Consider the following 21,280-nt stretch of genomic DNA (forward strand, 5'->3'; position numbering starts at 1 on the left):
ATCAGAACGCCGTATCCGCGGCAAGGTCAGAACCCGCTACGTCTACAGACCATTCGCCGTTTTCATCCACTGCGGTTGTGTAAGTCTTGCCGTTGATCACCAAGGTCACGGTATCGCCTTCTGCGATGTCGCCACCTGTTGCTGTACCTGTCACGGACACTGTGCCAGCCGCTTCGCTCGCGTTGATCACGTCATCAGATGTGATCGCATTCACTGTCACCGTACCCGCTGTCGCGGCAAGGTCAACCGTATGAGTTGAAGAACCTGTTGTATCGACTGTGTTGCCCGCGGCATCAGAAGACGTCACGACCGCATCAGACGCCGTATCCGCGGCAAGGTCAGAACCCGCTACGTCTACAGACCATTCGCCGTTTTCATCCACTGCGGTTGTGTAAGTCTTGCCGTTGATCACCAAGGTCACGGTATCGCCTTCTGCGATGTCGCCACCTGTTGCTGTACCTGTCACGGACACTGTGCCAGCCGCTTCGCTCGCGTTGATCACGTCATCAGATGTGATCGCATTCACTGTCACCGTACCCGCTGTCGCGGCAAGGTCAACCGTATGAGTTGAAGAACCTGTTGTATCGACTGTGTTGCCCGCGGCATCAGAAGACGTCACGACCGCATCAGAACGCCGTATCCGCGGCAAGGTCAGAACCCGCTACGTCTACAGACCATTCGCCGTTTTCATCCACTGCGGTTGTGTAAGTCTTGCCGTTGATCACCAAGGTCACGGTATCGCCTTCTGCGATGTCGCCACCTGTTGCTGTACCTGTCACGGACACTGTGCCAGCCGCTTCGCTCGCGTTGATCACGTCATCAGATGTGATCGCATTCACTGTCACCGTACCCGCTGTCGCGGCAAGGTCAACCGTATGAGTTGAAGAACCTGTTGTATCGACTGTGTTGCCCGCGGCATCAGAAGACGTCACGACCGCATCAGACGCCGTATCCGCGGCAAGGTCAGAACCCGCTACGTCTACAGACCATTCGCCGTTTTCATCCACTGCGGTTGTGTAAGTCTTGCCGTTGATCACCAAGGTCACGGTATCGCCTTCTGCGATGTCGCCACCTGTTGCTGTACCTGTCACGGACACTGTGCCAGCCGCTTCGCTCGCGTTGATCACGTCATCAGATGTGATCGCATTCACTGTCACCGTACCCGCTGTCGCGGCAAGGTCAACCGTATGAGTTGAAGAACCTGTTGTATCGACTGTGTTGCCCGCGGCATCAGAAGACGTCACGACCGCATCAGACGCCGTATCCGCGGCAAGGTCAGAACCCGCTACGTCTACAGACCATTCGCCGTTTTCATCCACTGCGGTTGTGTAAGTCTTGCCGTTGATCACCAAGGTCACGGTATCGCCTTCTGCGATGTCGCCACCTGTTGCTGTACCTGTCACGGACACTGTGCCAGCCGCTTCGCTCGCGTTGATCACGTCATCAGATGTGATCGCATTCACTGTCACCGTACCCGCTGTCGCGGCAAGGTCAACCGTATGAGTTGAAGAACCTGTTGTATCGACTGTGTTGCCCGCGGCATCAGAAGACGTCACGACCGCATCAGACGCCGTATCCGCGGCAAGGTCAGAACCCGCTACGTCTACAGACCATTCGCCGTTTTCATCCACTGCGGTTGTGTAAGTCTTGCCGTTGATCACCAAGGTCACGGTATCGCCTTCTGCGATGTCGCCACCTGTTGCTGTACCTGTCACGGACACTGTGCCAGCCGCTTCGCTCGCGTTGATCACGTCATCAGATGTGATCGCATTCACTGTCACCGTACCCGCTGTCGCGGCAAGGTCAACCGTATGAGTTGAAGAACCTGTTGTATCGACTGTGTTGCCCGCGGCATCAGAAGACGTCACGACCGCATCAGACGCCGTATCCGCGGCAAGGTCAGAACCCGCTACGTCTACAGACCATTCGCCGTTTTCATCCACTGCGGTTGTGTAAGTCTTGCCGTTGATCACCAAGGTCACGGTATCGCCTTCTGCGATGTCGCCACCTGTTGCTGTACCTGTCACGGACACTGTGCCAGCCGCTTCGCTCGCGTTGATCACGTCATCAGATGTGATCGCATTCACTGTCACCGTACCCGCTGTCGCGGCAAGGTCAACCGTATGAGTTGAAGAACCTGTTGTATCGACTGTGTTGCCCGCGGCATCAGAAGACGTCACGACCGCATCAGACGCCGTATCCGCGGCAAGGTCAGAACCCGCTACGTCTACAGACCATTCGCCGTTTTCATCCACTGCGGTTGTGTAAGTCTTGCCGTTGATCACCAAGGTCACGGTATCGCCTTCTGCGATGTCGCCACCTGTTGCTGTACCTGTCACGGACACTGTGCCAGCCGCTTCGCTCGCGTTGATCACGTCATCAGATGTGATCGCATTCACTGTCACCGTACCCGCTGTCGCGGCAAGGTCAACCGTATGAGTTGAAGAACCTGTTGTATCGACTGTGTTGCCCGCGGCATCAGAAGACGTCACGACCGCATCGAGACGCCGTATCCGCGGCAAGGTCAGAACCCGCTACGTCTACAGACCATTCGCCGTTTTCATCCACTGCGGTTGTGTAAGTCTTGCCGTTGATCACCAAGGTCACGGTATCGCCTTCTGCGATGTCGCCACCTGTTGCTGTACCTGTCACGGACACTGTGCCAGCCGCTTCGCTCGCGTTGATCACGTCATCAGATGTGATCGCATTCACTGTCACCGTACCCGCTGTCGCGGCAAGGTCAACCGTATGAGTTGAAGAACCTGTTGTATCGACTGTGTTGCCCGCGGCATCAGAAGACGTCACGACCGCATCAGACGCCGTATCCGCGGCAAGGTCAGAACCCGCTACGTCTACAGACCATTCGCCGTTTTCATCCACTGCGGTTGTGTAAGTCTTGCCGTTGATCACCAAGGTCACGGTATCGCCTTCTGCGATGTCGCCACCTGTTGCTGTACCTGTCACGGACACTGTGCCAGCCGCTTCGCTCGCGTTGATCACGTCATCAGATGTGATCGCATTCACTGTCACCGTACCCGCTGTCGCGGCAAGGTCAACCGTATGAGTTGAAGAACCTGTTGTATCGACTGTGTTGCCCGCGGCATCAGAAGACGTCACGACCGCATCAGACGCCGTATCCGCGGCAAGGTCAGAACCCGCTACGTCTACAGACCATTCGCCGTTTTCATCCACTGCGGTTGTGTAAGTCTTGCCGTTGATCACCAAGGTCACGGTATCGCCTTCTGCGATGTCGCCACCTGTTGCTGTACCTGTCACGGACACTGTGCCAGCCGCTTCGCTCGCGTTGATCACGTCATCAGATGTGATCGCATTCACTGTCACCGTACCCGCTGTCGCGGCAAGGTCAACCGTATGAGTTGAAGAACCTGTTGTATCGACTGTGTTGCCCGCGGCATCAGAAGACGTCACGACCGCATCAGACGCCGTATCCGCGGCAAGGTCAGAACCCGCTACGTCTACAGACCATTCGCCGTTTTCATCCACTGCGGTTGTGTAAGTCTTGCCGTTGATCACCAAGGTCACGGTATCGCCTTCTGCGATGTCGCCACCTGTTGCTGTACCTGTCACGGACACTGTGCCAGCCGCTTCGCTCGCGTTGATCACGTCATCAGATGTGATCGCATTCACTGTCACCGTACCCGCTGTCGCGGCAAGGTCAACCGTATGAGTTGAAGAACCTGTTGTATCGACTGTGTTGCCCGCGGCATCAGAAGACGTCACGACCGCATCAGACGCCGTATCCGCGGCAAGGTCAGAACCCGCTACGTCTACAGACCATTCGCCGTTTTCATCCACTGCGGTTGTGTAAGTCTTGCCGTTGATCACCAAGGTCACGGTATCGCCTTCTGCGATGTCGCCACCTGTTGCTGTACCTGTCACGGACACTGTGCCAGCCGCTTCGCTCGCGTTGATCACGTCATCAGATGTGATCGCATTCACTGTCACCGTACCCGCTGTCGCGGCAAGGTCAACCGTATGAGTTGAAGAACCTGTTGTATCGACTGTGTTGCCCGCGGCATCAGAAGACGTCACGACCGCATCAGACGCCGTATCCGCGGCAAGGTCAGAACCCGCTACGTCTACAGACCATTCGCCGTTTTCATCCACTGCGGTTGTGTAAGTCTTGCCGTTGATCACCAAGGTCACGGTATCGCCTTCTGCGATGTCGCCACCTGTTGCTGTACCTGTCACGGACACTGTGCCAGCCGCTTCGCTCGCGTTGATCACGTCATCAGATGTGATCGCATTCACTGTCACCGTACCCGCTGTCGCGGCAAGGTCAACCGTATGAGTTGAAGAACCTGTTGTATCGACTGTGTTGCCCGCGGCATCAGAAGACGTCACGACCGCATCAGACGCCGTATCCGCGGCAAGGTCAGAACCCGCTACGTCTACAGACCATTCGCCGTTTTCATCCACTGCGGTTGTGTAAGTCTTGCCGTTGATCACCAAGGTCACGGTATCGCCTTCTGCGATGTCGCCACCTGTTGCTGTACCTGTCACGGACACTGTGCCAGCCGCTTCGCTCGCGTTGATCACGTCATCAGATGTGATCGCATTCACTGTCACCGTACCCGCTGTCGCGGCAAGGTCAACCGTATGAGTTGAAGAACCTGTTGTATCGACTGTGTTGCCCGCGGCATCAGAAGACGTCACGACCGCATCAGACGCCGTATCCGCGGCAAGGTCAGAACCCGCTACGTCTACAGACCATTCGCCGTTTTCATCCACTGCGGTTGTGTAAGTCTTGCCGTTGATCACCAAGGTCACGGTATCGCCTTCTGCGATGTCGCCACCTGTTGCTGTACCTGTCACGGACACTGTGCCAGCCGCTTCGCTCGCGTTGATCACGTCATCAGATGTGATCGCATTCACTGTCACCGTACCCGCTGTCGCGGCAAGGTCAACCGTATGAGTTGAAGAACCTGTTGTATCGACTGTGTTGCCCGCGGCATCAGAAGACGTCACGACCGCATCAGACGCCGTATCCGCGGCAAGGTCAGAACCCGCTACGTCTACAGACCATTCGCCGTTTTCATCCACTGCGGTTGTGTAAGTCTTGCCGTTGATCACCAAGGTCACGGTATCGCCTTCTGCGATGTCGCCACCTGTTGCTGTACCTGTCACGGACACTGTGCCAGCCGCTTCGCTCGCGTTGATCACGTCATCAGATGTGATCGCATTCACTGTCACCGTACCCGCTGTCGCGGCAAGGTCAACCGTATGAGTTGAAGAACCTGTTGTATCGACTGTGTTGCCCGCGGCATCAGAAGACGTCACGACCGCATCAGACGCCGTATCCGCGGCAAGGTCAGAACCCGCTACGTCTACAGACCATTCGCCGTTTTCATCCACTGCGGTTGTGTAAGTCTTGCCGTTGATCACCAAGGTCACGGTATCGCCTTCTGCGATGTCGCCACCTGTTGCTGTACCTGTCACGGACACTGTGCCAGCCGCTTCGCTCGCGTTGATCACGTCATCAGATGTGATCGCATTCACTGTCACCGTACCCGCTGTCGCGGCAAGGTCAACCGTATGAGTTGAAGAACCTGTTGTATCGACTGTGTTGCCCGCGGCATCAGAAGACGTCACGACCGCATCGAACGCCGTATCCGCGGCAAGGTCAGAACCCGCTACGTCTACAGACCATTCGCCGTTTTCATCCACTGCGGTTGTGTAAGTCTTGCCGTTGATCACCAAGGTCACGGTATCGCCTTCTGCGATGTCGCCACCTGTTGCTGTACCTGTCACGGACACTGTGCCAGCCGCTTCGCTCGCGTTGATCACGTCATCAGATGTGATCGCATTCACTGTCACCGTACCCGCTGTCGCGGCAAGGTCAACCGTATGAGTTGAAGAACCTGTTGTATCGACTGTGTTGCCCGCGGCATCAGAAGACGTCACGACCGCATCGAACGCCGTATCCGCGGCAAGGTCAGAACCCGCTACGTCTACAGACCATTCGCCGTTTTCATCCACTGCGGTTGTGTAAGTCTTGCCGTTGATCACCAAGGTCACGGTATCGCCTTCTGCGATGTCGCCACCTGTTGCTGTACCTGTCACGGACACTGTGCCAGCCGCTTCGCTCGCGTTGATCACGTCATCAGATGTGATCGCATTCACTGTCACCGTACCCGCTGTCGCGGCAAGGTCAACCGTATGAGTTGAAGAACCTGTTGTATCGACTGTGTTGCCCGCGGCATCAGAAGACGTCACGACCGCATCGAACGCCGTATCCGCGGCAAGGTCAGAACCCGCTACGTCTACAGACCATTCGCCGTTTTCATCCACTGCGGTTGTGTAAGTCTTGCCGTTGATCACCAAGGTCACGGTATCGCCTTCTGCGATGTCGCCACCTGTTGCTGTACCTGTCACGGACACTGTGCCAGCCGCTTCGCTCGCGTTGATCACGTCATCAGATGTGATCGCATTCACTGTCACCGTACCCGCTGTCGCGGCAAGGTCAACCGTATGAGTTGAAGAACCTGTTGTATCGACTGTGTTGCCCGCGGCATCAGAAGACGTCACGACCGCATCGAACGCCGTATCCGCGGCAAGGTCAGAACCCGCTACGTCTACAGACCATTCGCCGTTTTCATCCACTGCGGTTGTGTAAGTCTTGCCGTTGATCACCAAGGTCACGGTATCGCCTTCTGCGATGTCGCCACCTGTTGCTGTACCTGTCACGGACACTGTGCCAGCCGCTTCGCTCGCGTTGATCACGTCATCAGATGTGATCGCATTCACTGTCACCGTACCCGCTGTCGCGGCAAGGTCAACCGTATGAGTTGAAGAACCTGTTGTATCGACTGTGTTGCCCGCGGCATCAGAAGACGTCACGACCGCATCGAACGCCGTATCCGCGGCAAGGTCAGAACCCGCTACGTCTACAGACCATTCGCCGTTTTCATCCACTGCGGTTGTGTAAGTCTTGCCGTTGATCACCAAGGTCACGGTATCGCCTTCTGCGATGTCGCCACCTGTTGCTGTACCTGTCACGGACACTGTGCCAGCCGCTTCGCTCGCGTTGATCACGTCATCAGATGTGATCGCATTCACTGTCACCGTACCCGCTGTCGCGGCAAGGTCAACCGTATGAGTTGAAGAACCTGTTGTATCGACTGTGTTGCCCGCGGCATCAGAAGACGTCACGACCGCATCGAACGCCGTATCCGCGGCAAGGTCAGAACCCGCTACGTCTACAGACCATTCGCCGTTTTCATCCACTGCGGTTGTGTAAGTCTTGCCGTTGATCACCAAGGTCACGGTATCGCCTTCTGCGATGTCGCCACCTGTTGCTGTACCTGTCACGGACACTGTGCCAGCCGCTTCGCTCGCGTTGATCACGTCATCAGATGTGATCGCATTCACTGTCACCGTACCCGCTGTCGCGGCAAGGTCAACCGTATGAGTTGAAGAACCTGTTGTATCGACTGTGTTGCCCGCGGCATCAGAAGACGTCACGACCGCATCGAACGCCGTATCCGCGGCAAGGTCAGAACCCGCTACGTCTACAGACCATTCGCCGTTTTCATCCACTGCGGTTGTGTAAGTCTTGCCGTTGATCACCAAGGTCACGGTATCGCCTTCTGCGATGTCGCCACCTGTTGCTGTACCTGTCACGGACACTGTGCCAGCCGCTTCGCTCGCGTTGATCACGTCATCAGATGTGATCGCATTCACTGTCACCGTACCCGCTGTCGCGGCAAGGTCAACCGTATGAGTTGAAGAACCTGTTGTATCGACTGTGTTGCCCGCGGCATCAGAAGACGTCACGACCGCATCGAACGCCGTATCCGCGGCAAGGTCAGAACCCGCTACGTCTACAGACCATTCGCCGTTTTCATCCACTGCGGTTGTGTAAGTCTTGCCGTTGATCACCAAGGTCACGGTATCGCCTTCTGCGATGTCGCCACCTGTTGCTGTACCTGTCACGGACACTGTGCCAGCCGCTTCGCTCGCGTTGATCACGTCATCAGATGTGATCGCATTCACTGTCACCGTACCCGCTGTCGCGGCAAGGTCAACCGTATGAGTTGAAGAACCTGTTGTATCGACTGTGTTGCCCGCGGCATCAGAAGACGTCACGACCGCATCGAACGCCGTATCCGCGGCAAGGTCAGAACCCGCTACGTCTACAGACCATTCGCCGTTTTCATCCACTGCGGTTGTGTAAGTCTTGCCGTTGATCACCAAGGTCACGGTATCGCCTTCTGCGATGTCGCCACCTGTTGCTGTACCTGTCACGGACACTGTGCCAGCCGCTTCGCTCGCGTTGATCACGTCATCAGATGTGATCGCATTCACTGTCACCGTACCCGCTGTCGCGGCAAGGTCAACCGTATGAGTTGAAGAACCTGTTGTATCGACTGTGTTGCCCGCGGCATCAGAAGACGTCACGACCGCATCGAACGCCGTATCCGCGGCAAGGTCAGAACCCGCTACGTCTACAGACCATTCGCCGTTTTCATCCACTGCGGTTGTGTAAGTCTTGCCGTTGATCACCAAGGTCACGGTATCGCCTTCTGCGATGTCGCCACCTGTTGCTGTACCTGTCACGGACACTGTGCCAGCCGCTTCGCTCGCGTTGATCACGTCATCAGATGTGATCGCATTCACTGTCACCGTACCCGCTGTCGCGGCAAGGTCAACCGTATGAGTTGAAGAACCTGTTGTATCGACTGTGTTGCCCGCGGCATCAGAAGACGTCACGACCGCATCGAACGCCGTATCCGCGGCAAGGTCAGAACCCGCTACGTCTACAGACCATTCGCCGTTTTCATCCACTGCGGTTGTGTAAGTCTTGCCGTTGATCACCAAGGTCACGGTATCGCCTTCTGCGATGTCGCCACCTGTTGCTGTACCTGTCACGGACACTGTGCCAGCCGCTTCGCTCGCGTTGATCACGTCATCAGATGTGATCGCATTCACTGTCACCGTACCCGCTGTCGCGGCAAGGTCAACCGTATGAGTTGAAGAACCTGTTGTATCGACTGTGTTGCCCGCGGCATCAGAAGACGTCACGACCGCATCGAACGCCGTATCCGCGGCAAGGTCAGAACCCGCTACGTCTACAGACCATTCGCCGTTTTCATCCACTGCGGTTGTGTAAGTCTTGCCGTTGATCACCAAGGTCACGGTATCGCCTTCTGCGATGTCGCCACCTGTTGCTGTACCTGTCACGGACACTGTGCCAGCCGCTTCGCTCGCGTTGATCACGTCATCAGATGTGATCGCATTCACTGTCACCGTACCCGCTGTCGCGGCAAGGTCAACCGTATGAGTTGAAGAACCTGTTGTATCGACTGTGTTGCCCGCGGCATCAGAAGACGTCACGACCGCATCGAACGCCGTATCCGCGGCAAGGTCAGAACCCGCTACGTCTACAGACCATTCGCCGTTTTCATCCACTGCGGTTGTGTAAGTCTTGCCGTTGATCACCAAGGTCACGGTATCGCCTTCTGCGATGTCGCCACCTGTTGCTGTACCTGTCACGGACACTGTGCCAGCCGCTTCGCTCGCGTTGATCACGTCATCAGATGTGATCGCATTCACTGTCACCGTACCCGCTGTCGCGGCAAGGTCAACCGTATGAGTTGAAGAACCTGTTGTATCGACTGTGTTGCCCGCGGCATCAGAAGACGTCACGACCGCATCGAACGCCGTATCCGCGGCAAGGTCAGAACCCGCTACGTCTACAGACCATTCGCCGTTTTCATCCACTGCGGTTGTGTAAGTCTTGCCGTTGATCACCAAGGTCACGGTATCGCCTTCTGCGATGTCGCCACCTGTTGCTGTACCTGTCACGGACACTGTGCCAGCCGCTTCGCTCGCGTTGATCACGTCATCAGATGTGATCGCATTCACTGTCACCGTACCCGCTGTCGCGGCAAGGTCAACCGTATGAGTTGAAGAACCTGTTGTATCGACTGTGTTGCCCGCGGCATCAGAAGACGTCACGACCGCATCGAACGCCGTATCCGCGGCAAGGTCAGAACCCGCTACGTCTACAGACCATTCGCCGTTTTCATCCACTGCGGTTGTGTAAGTCTTGCCGTTGATCACCAAGGTCACGGTATCGCCTTCTGCGATGTCGCCACCTGTTGCTGTACCTGTCACGGACACTGTGCCAGCCGCTTCGCTCGCGTTGATCACGTCATCAGATGTGATCGCATTCACTGTCACCGTACCCGCTGTCGCGGCAAGGTCAACCGTATGAGTTGAAGAACCTGTTGTATCGACTGTGTTGCCCGCGGCATCAGAAGACGTCACGACCGCATCGAACGCCGTATCCGCGGCAAGGTCAGAACCCGCTACGTCTACAGACCATTCGCCGTTTTCATCCACTGCGGTTGTGTAAGTCTTGCCGTTGATCACCAAGGTCACGGTATCGCCTTCTGCGATGTCGCCACCTGTTGCTGTACCTGTCACGGACACTGTGCCAGCCGCTTCGCTCGCGTTGATCACGTCATCAGATGTGATCGCATTCACTGTCACCGTACCCGCTGTCGCGGCAAGGTCAACCGTATGAGTTGACGTTGTTGTTGCACTGTAAGAGTTGCCCGCGCTGTCTTGCCCTGTGACACTGGCTTGGAAAGAAGTATCTTGAGCAAGGTCAGAACCCGCAACTTCGACACTCCAAGTTTTATTCGCTAAAACAACCGCAGTATAGAGCGTGCCGTTAATGGTCATTGAAACAACATCGCCAGCGGATGCATCAAAACCAACTCGACCGGAAACAGTAACGTTACTTTCGCTTTCTTCTGCATTAATAATATCATCAGAAGTAATACTATTGACGCTAATACTTGCTCTGGAACTTGTTTTAACGAGGTAGCTTTCTGTTGTATCTGTTGTTCCTTGTTGTCCAATATTATTGGAAACAACAACACTGGCTTCAACAATACGATCTGAATCAGCGGATAGGTCTGACCCTGCCACATCAACAGACCAAGTGCCATCACTCTCTACCTGTGTTTCATAACTAACACCATTGATAACAAGAGTAACAACACCACTTTCAAATGCATCACCCGTAACCGTGCCCGTGATCGTAACAGTAGCGTTGCTCTCAGCAGCATTAATAGTACTGTCTTCCGTAATAGGATCGATATCAAGGTTAACAAGCAAAGCGCTTTGATCCACGGTATGCGTCGAAGTACCAATGCTCTCAACTGTGTCACCAGAGCTATTACTAGAAGTTACAACCACATCAAATTCGGTATCCGCAGCCAGATCAGAGCCTGCAACGCCAACCGACCAAGTACCAGTAGCACTGACGGTCGTGGTGTAAGTCGTTCCATTGATCACTAATACAACTTGATCACCTTGAGCAATATCACCGCCAGTCGCCGTACCAGACACGGTAATGGTACTGGTTGCTTCGGTCGCATTAATCATGTCGTCGGAGGTGATAGAATTAACCGTCACAGTACCAGCAACGGCTGCAACAGGAGATGCTGTTGTTGAGGTTGTCTCAGAGGATGTTGTTGAGGTTGTCTCAGAGGATGCTCTGTTTGAACTAGAAGGAGCGGAGTATTGGTTTTGTCCTGTTTGTCCGCCGCTACCGTTGTCTGTGTCATAACCATATGTTGGTAATACACTAGAGGTATCATTACCAAACGTAGGCAGTGCGCTGTTGTCATTTCGATCAATATCAACATCGACACGTTGTTGTTCGAAGCCTTGCGCTTCACCTGCCGCAGGTGCATCCTGAATAAGCGTCGGGTCATCACCCGCTAAAATCGCTTCTTGCAAGGCATCGACATCGGCAGAAGAGTCTGCAACAAGGTCAGCGTTATCACCACTGTTGTAAACTTCATCAGTGATTTCAACCACAGCATCATTACCAATGACAACCTCTGTACCATCAATAAATGCAATAGTCGCGCTGCCGTTAGCTCCAGTAATGACGGTTTCTCCAAAGAAAATCGGATCCCCGATTTTAACCACTCGCTCTTGCCCATCAATCGATTGAACAGTAACCGATCCGCTTAATTTTGTAATAAAGCCGATCGCGTTACCTAGTGTTGCAAATGAAACTTGACTGTCGCTCATGGTATTTTCCCTAGAAAAGAAGTCTTTAAAAGAGCCTTAAAAAAGACGCAATAATTTTATGATTACCCACAAGATAGGAGATTAATAACAAGGCCGCTATTGTACCTTGGTACAGTCTGGGTATTTTTTATTCATCTCGAGCAAGACAACACAGCTTCAGTCTTATTTCTAAGCGGTAAAAACACTGCCTATGAACTATTCTTATTAATGATGCTGATAAAGCCCTCACAAATAGGCTTTAGAATAAAGACAAGGAGCATAATTATGACAAACATAATCGCCTGTATTGATGGATCCTCTTTATCTGAGCACGTCACTACAGCCTCAGTTTGGGCTGCAAAACAAATGGGATCACCGTTAATATTGCTACATTCTTTAGAAAAAGAAGCCAACAGATCCGATGAGGATTTATCTGGTTCAATTGGTCTTGGTAGTCGAGAGCATCTGCTCGATGAACTGGTTGCTCTTGATGAAAAGCGAGCTAAACTTGCGTTGGAACATGGCAAACTGGTGCTCGAAAACGCCAAAGACTTCGCGCAAAACGCAGGCGCGAAGCAAATTGCATTACTCCAACGTCATGGAGACCTAGTCGACAATTTACTGCATTTAGAGGACGAAACACGTCTTATCGTGGTTGGACGCCTTGGTAGTAACCATACCATGGACGCCCATACCATTGGCTCACATATAGAGAGAGTCGCTCGAACATCACATCGTCCCATTCTTATCAACGTAGGAAAATTCACCCCCCTCGTAATTTTATGATTGCTTATGATGGTCGAGAAGCAGCCGATAATGCCATCTCGCGTATTGCACAAAGCCCGCTATTAATTGGATTACCCTGCCACTTGGTCATGGTAGGAGAAGAGACGCCAGAAAGGCGCCAGAAATTAGATGAAGCGCAGCAAATTCTTGAAGAAGAAGGTTTTGAGGTAATCGCTTCTATTAAACCGGGCAAAATTTACCCTACATTAACCCTGTACAAAGAAGAAAATCAGATAGAATTGATGGCAATGGGAGCTTACGGCCATTCAAGACTACGGCAGTTTTTCGTAGGCAGCAACACCAGTAAAATGATTATTGAAAGTGATATTCCTTTGCTCATCCTTCGTTAATCCATCGCCATCGGGCGAAAGCCATATGACAAAAAAAGCGTCAAGTGAGACATTATCCACTTGACGCTTCTTGAGAAAAACAAAAAACTGTTACTTCAAATCAATCGCTTTGATATGCAATTTACCGACTTCAGCCTCAGTCACTTCGACTTTCGTTCCGGCTTCAATGAACTCTTCACTGACCAAAGACCATTCCACACCAGAATAGCGATATTTAGGCGACTGAGTAGGTGACACTGATTCCGTCAAAAAGAACTGATGATCCGCAAATTCGCTTTTGGCTTTTTTTGTACTCACCTTAGATTGCATGTGCTTCATTGGCTTCCACAAAACCAATGCTGCCACCACCGTAATCACGCCAGTGCTCAACGAAGCACTCAACAAACTATTTGGCAATATTTCAATATAAACCAAAGCACCTGTTGCCATGGCAGCCAAGCCAACAAAGAACAACACAAAGGTAGAAAACCCCAGCACTACCACTTCAATGGCTAGTAGAATCAAACCAACAATAAACAAGCTTTGGGCCAGATTATTGGCAATGATGTCCATAACTAGCTCCCTTTCGACATTTTCTGAATAATCGTCATCGCTTGAGCAACCACCGCCGATGCTTCTGTCGCGCCATCCGGCAACAAGACCACGGACGATTCCTTCGCAATGGCGTGCTTCGCCTCAATGGCTTTGGTTGCCAAATCTAATTGTATGGCTTTTTGACCGGCTTCTGTATTGGCCGCTTCACCAACCTGACGCAATGCCTCAGCCTGGGCTGAAGCGACGGCAACAATGGCTTTCGCCTCACCTTCAGCACGTAACACTTGTTCTTCTTTATCCGCTTCTGCCGCCAAAACCACAGACGCTTTTTGACCTTCAGCACGGTTAATCGCCGCTTGACGATCCCCTTCCGACTCCAAAATCTGCGCACGTTTTACGCGTTCCGCTTTCATTTGAGCTTCCATTGCTTCCATCACAGATTGTGGTGGAACAATGTCTTTTATTTCGTAACGCAACACTTGAATCCCCCAAGGGCCTGCCGCATCGTTAATCGACGCCACAATATTGGTATTCAGCACATCGCGCTCTTCAAACGTTTTATCCAATTCCATCTTACCTAACTCAGAACGCATGGTCGTTTGCGCCAACTGAGTAACAGCGAAGACATAATTCTCTACGCCATACGTTGCTTTATAAGGGTCTAATACACGGAAATACAATACGCCATCAACACGCAAAGAAATATTATCCTTGGTAATAGCGCTTTGCTCAGGCACATCCACCGCCTGCTCTTTTAAGGTACGATCGGCAGAAATACGATCAATAAAAGGAAAGATAAAATTCAACCCTGCTTCTTTTGTGGATTGGTACTTCCCAAAACGCTCAATCACATACGCCTGATTCTGCGGTACAAACTTGATTGAGGTTTTTAACAGCACAACCACCAGCACAAGTACCAGAGTCTGAACGCTCAATATATAGCCAAATAACTCTTCCATAACAATGAATCCTTAATTTTCAAAACATACCCGACTTAATTTCCTTTCCATGATGCTATGAATCACCACGCACAAAAATACAAGCGGAACGACAAATTTATCGCTACCATAAGTAAGCACTGTTAAGGGACAAAAGTCACCAATAATACGAGATTAATCAAAGAAACAATGAGACGTTTGTACGATGTCGAGCAATGAATCCTTTCGCTATCAACACATTGAAGAGTTACCCGGCCTTGTCATCAGCGCAGCCACCCTCACTGAGTTTCATTTTCAGCCGCACTATCACTTGGACTACCACATAGGGCTTGTGACTCAAGGCACTCAGCATCAAAAAGTTCAGCACAAAATTCTAGACTTAATTCCTGGACAAATTTGCCTAATGCCACCCGGCGAAGTACATGACGGCGCTGGTCGGGATAAAACAACACGCCATTTAAAAACTTTCCGTGTTCCACCAGAGTTAATGCAAGCCGCCTTGCTTGATAGCCAAAATAGAGAAGCACACCTTCAACTGGCACCGTCATTAATTACACAACCCACACACAACGATACGTTTTTACAGCTCATTCAAGCATTCGATCCAAGCCAATATACCAGCCAGCTTCACAAAGACACATTATGGACCAACGCGCTGTCAAACTTACTACTTGCGGCAGAGAAAAAATCACTTACTCAAGAAACATTTGGCCTAACGAGTACGCAATTACAAACCATTAGAGAATATTGCGAAGCCAACTTATCCAGCAAAATATCACTCAACAACCTCGCGGAATTATGCGAACTAACGCGTTTTCAATTTATTCGACGCTTCCAAAAACAAACAGGATTGGCCCCACATGCTTGGTTAATGCGGTTAAGGTTGGAGCGGGCTTGCGCCCAATTAGCAAAACAGAATGCGATGATTACCGACATCGCCACTGATGTCGGTTTTTATGACCAGAGCCACTTCAACCGAGTATTTAAGCAGGCCTTTGGCGTAACCCCATCAAACTATCGAGATTAACTGATTATTTACTTACCTCATTAATAAACCAGTCAACGACCAACCCTATTGTTGCGGTAGATTTATAGTCAGAACAAATATGATAACCGCGTCTTGGTGACTTAAGGACCGGATTGAGTGCGATCAGTTTTCCTTCCTTAATTTGTCTATCTAACAAACCTCCCCACCCCAGACAAATGCCTTGTCCAGCAATGGCCGCCTCCACAACAAGTGGATAATTTTGATAACAAAAAGTAATAGGCTGATCCGAAATACAAACACCTAAAGTAGACGCCCAGTTAAACCAATTTATCCACCTAGGATCATTTTGATCTTTATGCAAAAGTGGCAGCGACCTGAGGTCTCCCAATGTTTTTCCTGGGAAGAGGTTTAATTTTTTTGCCAAGTCTGGGGAGCATACCGGAAACACCTCTTCTTCTATAAGTAATTTCTCAAACTTATACTGCCCCAATTCATTACAAAAATGAAACGAGATGTCAGAATTCAACAAAAGCATATCCTGCTTGCTATTCGTAGGACGAATTTCAAACAAATAATCGGGAAACTCTCGTTGTAATTCAGTCAACCTTGGCATCAACCAATAAAAAGCAAAACCGAAATAAGCACTAATAGACACTTTTACCTTTGTCTCAACCAAGCTAGATCTTATTGTTTCTAACGAAGACAAAAGCGGTCCTAAGCCATTTCTCATCTCCTTATAAAATTTTTGGCCTGCATCAGTTGCTACCACTGGTTTCTTAGATCGATCTAGTAAAACCCCTCCAACATATTCCTCTAACGCTCGAATACGTTGGGAGACTAACGGCTGAGTGATTCCTAATTCTTCAGCCGCGCTAGTCATTGAGCCTTTTTTTACAGTCATCTCAAATGCAATAAGTGCCGAGATGGATGGAAAGTCAGTTTCTTTTATCATTAGAGTTTCGCATGTTATCTATTAGAGTTTAAGCCTGCCTTGTAACCGTAATAAAAGAGATACTTCCCCTTACACAAAAGAGGGGCAAATATGAAACAAGTAACCTTTTCAGTTAACAAAGATAATAATGCTCTATTCAGCAATTTTGATGGGGAAACCACTGAATTGCACGCTTTATGGCTACGAGAACGCTGCCAAGACGAACACAATTTAGACAAAGTAACCAAACAACGTCTTTTCGATCCACATCAGCTTCCCGAAGACCTTTGCATTAATCACATAGAGTTTATATCAGAAAATAAACTAAGAATATCATTTAGCGACGGTTATACAGGAACTTATGACATTAGAGAATTCTATGCAGATTTTGACTATTGGGATGGGACTCCTGCGACAACATCATGGTTAAGTGATGTTGATAAATCTATCTTCTATGTGGAATATGAAGATCTAAAATCCCCAACTGGACTCTTTAAAGCACTAGAAACTTTTTTAGAGTATGGTCTCGTTATCATAAATGGCGTGCCTGAACGTCCTGATGCAGTGCTAGAAGTGGCTGAGTTTTTTGGGCACGTGCGTCAAACCAACTTTGGGAAATACTTTGAAGTATACACACGGCCAGACTCAAACGATTTAGCATATCGCTCAATATCTCTTGGGGCACATACAGACAACCCTTATCGTGATCCAATGCCTGGTGTTCAGCTACTGCACTGTATTCAAAATGAAACCACTGGCGGCCTATCCACACTAGTTGATAGTTTAGCGGTTGTTGAGCAATTACGTAAAGAAGACCCTCATGGTGTTGAATTACTTAGCAAAATACCAGTTAGATATCGTCACTTCGACCAAGATGTCGACCTTATCGAACGACGCACCATGATTCAGCTAGATTCAACTGGACGAGTCGAAGGGGTCGCCTACAGTCCTAGACTAGATTTTCTACCTCTACTAAAACCAGAAGAACTGAAAGTCTTCCATCGTGCACGTCAAAGGTTAGGACAATTATTCTCTAACCCACGCTTTGAATGGCGTTTTAAGTTGGAGCCTGGTCAGCTTCAAATGTTTCACAACACTCGTGTATTACATGGTCGTACCTCTTTTGATCCCAATGAAGGATATCGACATTTACAAGGTGCCTATATTGACCTTGATGAGTCCCAAAGGACGCTATATCGCCCTCAAAAAAAAGCTCTTAGCATGAACAAGCAATAAGCAGGAGAAATAAATGCACAAAGTACAATTCCGCCAAATGAAAGATGGCACAAAAGAAGAATATGAATTTTTAGAAAAACACGAGAGCGAATACGCTGCTGGTTTACCTGATCGCATTCTTACTGCTCTCAGAAATCTTGAAAATACCCTATCGGGTTATCAGGTTTCCAGACTAGAACATTCCTTACAAACAGCAACAAGGGCCGAAGCAGATGGAGCAGATGAAGAAATGGTGCTTGCAGCCCTTATACACGATATAGGAGATGACCTTTCACCATATAACCATTCTCAACTTGCCGCCTCGATCATACGGCCATACGTACGACCAGAAGTAACTTGGATTATCAACCAGCACGGTTTATTTCAAAACTATTACTACATCCACTTTTTTGGTGGTAACCCAAATGAACGTGACTATCTTAAGGATCACCCTTGGTACCAAAAGTGTGTTGAGTTTTGCGAAAAATGGGACCAAGCATCATTCGACCCAGATTATCCAACCAAACCTTTAGAATACTTTGAGCCATTAGTTCGTAAAATTTTCTCAAGACCCGCTTTTTCTAAACAATATGTAGGCTCCCAAACCATGGGAAAAAGTTCAATTGATATCGCTATGTCAGGAGTAAGTGCATAAAAAGAACGTTCGGCTAACCTGGTCGTTTTAATAACTAAAAAAGAGAGAATCACAATGGAACAAACAGATAATGACAAGCTCAAAAAATCATCAAAAAACAGGTCGCTAGATTACACAACAAACTACAAAGCGGGACAAGATAACGTCCGTTTTCTAGGTTTTGATATTCATAACCCTGTATTTAGCACAAGCGCTTTATTAATGGCCATTTTTATAACTTTCACTTTACTCATGCCCAGTAAAGCAAATGAAATATTAATAGCCTCTAGAACTTGGGTAATTAATAACTTTGATTGGTTTTTTATGATTTCCGTGAATGCCATCGTACTATTCTGTATTGCAATTGCAGCCTCCCCTCTAGGGAAAATTAGATTAGGGGGAGACAGCTCAAAAGCAGAATTCTCAACCTTTTCTTGGTACTGCATGTTATTTGCATCTGGTGTCGGCATAGGGCTGCTTTTCTGGGGCGTTGCAGAGCCTGTTGCCTATTATACAGATTGGTACGGTACTCCATTAAATGTAGAAGCACGAACACCTGAAGCAAAAAATCTTGCTCTATCTTCCGCTCTATTTCATTGGGGTATTCATGGTTGGGCAACGTTTGGAATAGTAGGCCTTGCTCTGGCTTTCTTTAGTTACAATAAAGGCATGCCATTTACCATTCGTTCTGCTTTCTACCCTATTCTAGGCGAGAAATGCTGGGGAACAATGGGCAATATCATTGACATATTAGCCGCTATTGCCACGGTCTTTGGTCTGGCAACATCACTTGGTCTTGGCGCACAACAAGCAGCAAGTGGCTTAAATTACTTATTTAACATCCCAGATACCACAACAACACAAGTTATTGTCATTATACTAATCACAATAATTACTTTTTTTCTATTATCAGAGGAATGGATAAAGGCGTTCGTTTTTTAAGTAATTTGAATATTATCTTAGCCATTGTTTTGCTAGCAATAGTACTCGTTATCGGTAATACATTAGGATTACTTCATTCCATAGGAAATACGTTTATTTCCTATGGAAAAGAAATACTCCCTCTATCTAATTGGATAGGCCGTGATGATTCTACTTGGTTCCATGGATGGACTATCTTTTATTGGGCTTGGTGGATTAGCTGGTCACCATTTGTTGGTATGTTCATGGCACGTATTTCTAAAGGACGTACCATTCGAGAGTTTTTCCTTGCAGTGTTTATCGTTCCATCGATCTTCATCGGTATCTGGTTTGGCATTATAGGCGGTACAGGAATAGACCTAGTAGAAAGCAATAGTGGTGAATTAGCTAATGGTATTTCAAGCGTATCCCTTGCGCTCTTTCAAATGTATGGTGAATTACCAATGTCTGGTTTTTTATCGGCTTTATCTATTGTACTGCTAGTCATATTCTTCGTCACTTCTGCAGACTCTGGGGCTATCGTAATTGATAGCATTGCCTCAGGTGGTAAAGTTGATACCCTGGTACGCCAAAGAGTATTTTGGGCATCAATGATTGCACTAATTGCCATTGGATTGCTGGTCGGTGGAGGTTCGCAAGCATTACAGGCACTTCAAGCTGGCGTTGTCACCACAGGACTACCCTTTGCTGTCATTTTAATCATACTCTGTTATAGCTTACTTAAAGGGCTGATGTCAGAAATGAAATAAAACAATTATAAAAAGGCTATTTTCCAACACAGAAATCAGTTGGGAATAGCCTTTTCCCTTAGCAACTTAATAAAAGCGAACACCTAGTAAAGCAGAGAGAATCGTCTAGCACTGTCAATAAAAGCCTCCACACCCGCTTTTGGCGTTTGGAATGAAGTAACCAGACGAATAACGCCCTCTTCCCAGCGCCCAGTATAAAAGCCAAAACCTTCCGCCTGAAGATGTCGCATCATGTCCAAAGGCAAGGTACAAAACAGCATGTTCGCCTGAGCTGGCGTATTAATTTTTACACCAGGAACGGTTTTCAAACCTTCCTGTAATAAAGCCATCATGGCATTGGCGTGGGTCGCATTACGTCGCCATTCATCGTTGCTTAAATAAGCCATCATTTGCGAGGAAACCACACGCATTTTTGATAATAAATGACCACCACGCTTACGACGATAAGCCAACTCTTGCGCCACTTTATTACTGTCTATGCCCTTGCTTTCGAATGACGATTTGAAAACAACAATCGCCTCACCAGTCATCACACCATTCTTGGTCGCCCCAAAAGACAAAATATCAATACCCGCTTTCCATGTCATTTCTGCTGGGGTACAACCTAAGGCCAACAAAGCATTGGCAAAACGTGCACCATCCATATGAACAGGAAGACCAGCCACTTTTGCCACATCCGTAATGGCTCTAATTTCCTCTAATGAATAGACACTGCCCACTTCCGTCACTTGTGACAAGCTAATCACAGACGGCTGACAAGAATGCACATCACCGATTTTTTGAGCCACCAGTTTTTGCAGCTGAGCTGGATCCATCTTCGCGTCAGCACCACCAATACCAACAAAACGTGCACCACTGGTATAAAACTCCGGCGCAGTACATTCGTCATTCAACAAATGGCTTTCAGAGTGACACAACACACTGCCCCAAGGCGGGGTCAATGCTGCTATACTCAACACGTTCGCCGCCGTTCCAGTCGATACCAAAAAACATCCACATCGCATTCAAAAAATCCGACAACATACGTGTTACTTGTGCCGTACCATCATCGCCACCATAAGGCATCGCATCACCCTGCGCGGCTTCCATCATGGCTTTAAATACGGCTTCGGACGCACCTGCCATGTTGTCACTAAAAAAAGCACACGTCATAAAATTCTCCTTACGACTCAATGTC

The 21,280-nt window shown here is 49.4% G+C and carries 13 protein-coding genes and 1 pseudogene; 6 read left to right on the forward strand and 8 right to left on the reverse strand.

Features of this window, described 5'->3' with window-relative positions; all coding sequences use genetic code 11:
- Window position 1: 1 nt before the first annotated feature.
- From AC0L6V_RS07975 to AC0L6V_RS07985, 3 genes are read right to left on the reverse strand one after another with little or no spacing between them, the layout of a single operon-like run.
- On the reverse strand, window positions 2-619 hold the full coding sequence (locus AC0L6V_RS07975) for an Ig-like domain-containing protein (RefSeq protein ID WP_418138901.1): 618 nt from the start codon (window positions 617-619) through the stop codon (window positions 2-4).
- 7 nt (window positions 620-626) lie between these two features.
- Complete coding sequence (locus AC0L6V_RS07980; protein ID WP_418138902.1) at window positions 627-2,492, reverse strand: beta strand repeat-containing protein; 1,866 nt, start codon at window positions 2,490-2,492, stop codon at window positions 627-629.
- Window positions 2,479-12,078 (reverse strand): Ig-like domain-containing protein, encoded by a 9,600-nt coding sequence (locus AC0L6V_RS07985; protein WP_418138903.1) that lies wholly within the window; start codon window positions 12,076-12,078, stop codon window positions 2,479-2,481. Before AC0L6V_RS07985 ends, AC0L6V_RS07980 begins: the two co-directional genes overlap by 14 nt.
- Window positions 12,079-12,342: 264 nt before the next feature.
- Here AC0L6V_RS07985 and AC0L6V_RS07990 point away from each other — a divergent pair, with 264 nt between their 5' ends.
- A complete protein-coding gene (locus AC0L6V_RS07990; RefSeq protein WP_418138904.1) occupies window positions 12,343-12,843 on the forward strand; it encodes a universal stress protein in 501 nt (166 codons plus the stop codon).
- Entirely contained in the window at window positions 12,840-13,193 is a 354-nt protein-coding gene (locus tag AC0L6V_RS07995; RefSeq protein ID WP_418138905.1) for a universal stress protein, read from the forward strand. The genes AC0L6V_RS07990 and AC0L6V_RS07995 overlap by 4 nt, the downstream gene beginning before the upstream one ends.
- A 90-nt stretch (window positions 13,194-13,283) precedes the next feature.
- On the opposite strand, the gene AC0L6V_RS08000 is transcribed toward AC0L6V_RS07995, so the two are convergent.
- Both AC0L6V_RS08000 and AC0L6V_RS08005 read right to left on the reverse strand, forming a co-directional pair.
- A complete protein-coding gene (locus tag AC0L6V_RS08000; protein ID WP_265219359.1) occupies window positions 13,284-13,745 on the reverse strand; it encodes an NfeD family protein in 462 nt (153 codons plus the stop codon).
- Between the two features lie 2 nt (window positions 13,746-13,747).
- Complete coding sequence (locus tag AC0L6V_RS08005; RefSeq protein WP_409419640.1) at window positions 13,748-14,686, reverse strand: SPFH domain-containing protein; 939 nt, start codon at window positions 14,684-14,686, stop codon at window positions 13,748-13,750.
- A gap of 184 nt (window positions 14,687-14,870) precedes the next feature.
- On the opposite strand from AC0L6V_RS08005, the gene AC0L6V_RS08010 reads away from it, so the two are divergent.
- Window positions 14,871-15,692 (forward strand): AraC family transcriptional regulator, encoded by an 822-nt coding sequence (locus AC0L6V_RS08010; RefSeq protein WP_409419641.1) that lies wholly within the window; start codon window positions 14,871-14,873, stop codon window positions 15,690-15,692.
- Window positions 15,693-15,696: 4 nt separating this feature from the next.
- Here AC0L6V_RS08010 and AC0L6V_RS08015 read toward each other — a convergent pair whose 3' ends face one another.
- Window positions 15,697-16,605, reverse strand: coding sequence for a LysR family transcriptional regulator (locus AC0L6V_RS08015; protein WP_265219357.1), 909 nt, complete (start codon window positions 16,603-16,605; stop codon window positions 15,697-15,699).
- Window positions 16,606-16,695: 90 nt separating this feature from the next.
- On the opposite strand from AC0L6V_RS08015, the gene AC0L6V_RS08020 reads away from it, so the two are divergent.
- The 3 genes and pseudogenes from AC0L6V_RS08020 (at window position 16,696) to AC0L6V_RS08030 (ending at window position 20,103) form a co-directional block, all read left to right on the forward strand.
- Window positions 16,696-17,820, forward strand: coding sequence for a TauD/TfdA family dioxygenase (locus tag AC0L6V_RS08020; protein WP_418138906.1), 1,125 nt, complete (start codon window positions 16,696-16,698; stop codon window positions 17,818-17,820).
- A 13-nt stretch (window positions 17,821-17,833) separates the two neighbouring features.
- Window positions 17,834-18,454, forward strand: coding sequence for an HD domain-containing protein (locus tag AC0L6V_RS08025; RefSeq protein WP_265219356.1), 621 nt, complete (start codon window positions 17,834-17,836; stop codon window positions 18,452-18,454).
- Between the two features lie 231 nt (window positions 18,455-18,685).
- Window positions 18,686-20,103, forward strand: a pseudogene (locus AC0L6V_RS08030) (BCCT family transporter).
- A gap of 83 nt (window positions 20,104-20,186) precedes the next feature.
- Here the strand turns inward: AC0L6V_RS08030 and AC0L6V_RS08035 are convergent.
- Complete coding sequence (locus AC0L6V_RS08035) at window positions 20,187-21,062, reverse strand: threonine aldolase family protein (RefSeq protein ID WP_418138907.1); 876 nt, start codon at window positions 21,060-21,062, stop codon at window positions 20,187-20,189.
- Window positions 21,007-21,255, reverse strand: coding sequence for a hypothetical protein (locus AC0L6V_RS08040; protein ID WP_418138908.1), 249 nt, complete (start codon window positions 21,253-21,255; stop codon window positions 21,007-21,009). Before AC0L6V_RS08040 ends, AC0L6V_RS08035 begins: the two co-directional genes overlap by 56 nt.
- Between the last annotated feature and the right edge of the window lie 25 nt (window positions 21,256-21,280).

The sequence above is a fragment of the Marinomonas sp. G8-14 genome, assembly GCF_055808935.1.

Coding starts and splice junctions, on each gene's coding strand:
- AC0L6V_RS07985 (WP_418138903.1), bottom strand. CDS start 12,078: ATGAGCGACAGTCAAGTTTCATTTGCAACACTAGGTAACGCGATCGGC.
- AC0L6V_RS07990 (WP_418138904.1), top strand. CDS start 12,343: ATGACAAACATAATCGCCTGTATTGATGGATCCTCTTTATCTGAGCAC.
- AC0L6V_RS07995 (WP_418138905.1), top strand. CDS start 12,840: ATGATTGCTTATGATGGTCGAGAAGCAGCCGATAATGCCATCTCGCGT.
- AC0L6V_RS08000 (WP_265219359.1), bottom strand. CDS start 13,745: ATGGACATCATTGCCAATAATCTGGCCCAAAGCTTGTTTATTGTTGGT.
- AC0L6V_RS08005 (WP_409419640.1), bottom strand. CDS start 14,686: ATGGAAGAGTTATTTGGCTATATATTGAGCGTTCAGACTCTGGTACTT.
- AC0L6V_RS08010 (WP_409419641.1), top strand. CDS start 14,871: ATGTCGAGCAATGAATCCTTTCGCTATCAACACATTGAAGAGTTACCC.
- AC0L6V_RS08015 (WP_265219357.1), bottom strand. CDS start 16,605: ATGATAAAAGAAACTGACTTTCCATCCATCTCGGCACTTATTGCATTT.
- AC0L6V_RS08020 (WP_418138906.1), top strand. CDS start 16,696: ATGAAACAAGTAACCTTTTCAGTTAACAAAGATAATAATGCTCTATTC.
- AC0L6V_RS08025 (WP_265219356.1), top strand. CDS start 17,834: ATGCACAAAGTACAATTCCGCCAAATGAAAGATGGCACAAAAGAAGAA.
- AC0L6V_RS08040 (WP_418138908.1), bottom strand. CDS start 21,255: ATGACGTGTGCTTTTTTTAGTGACAACATGGCAGGTGCGTCCGAAGCC.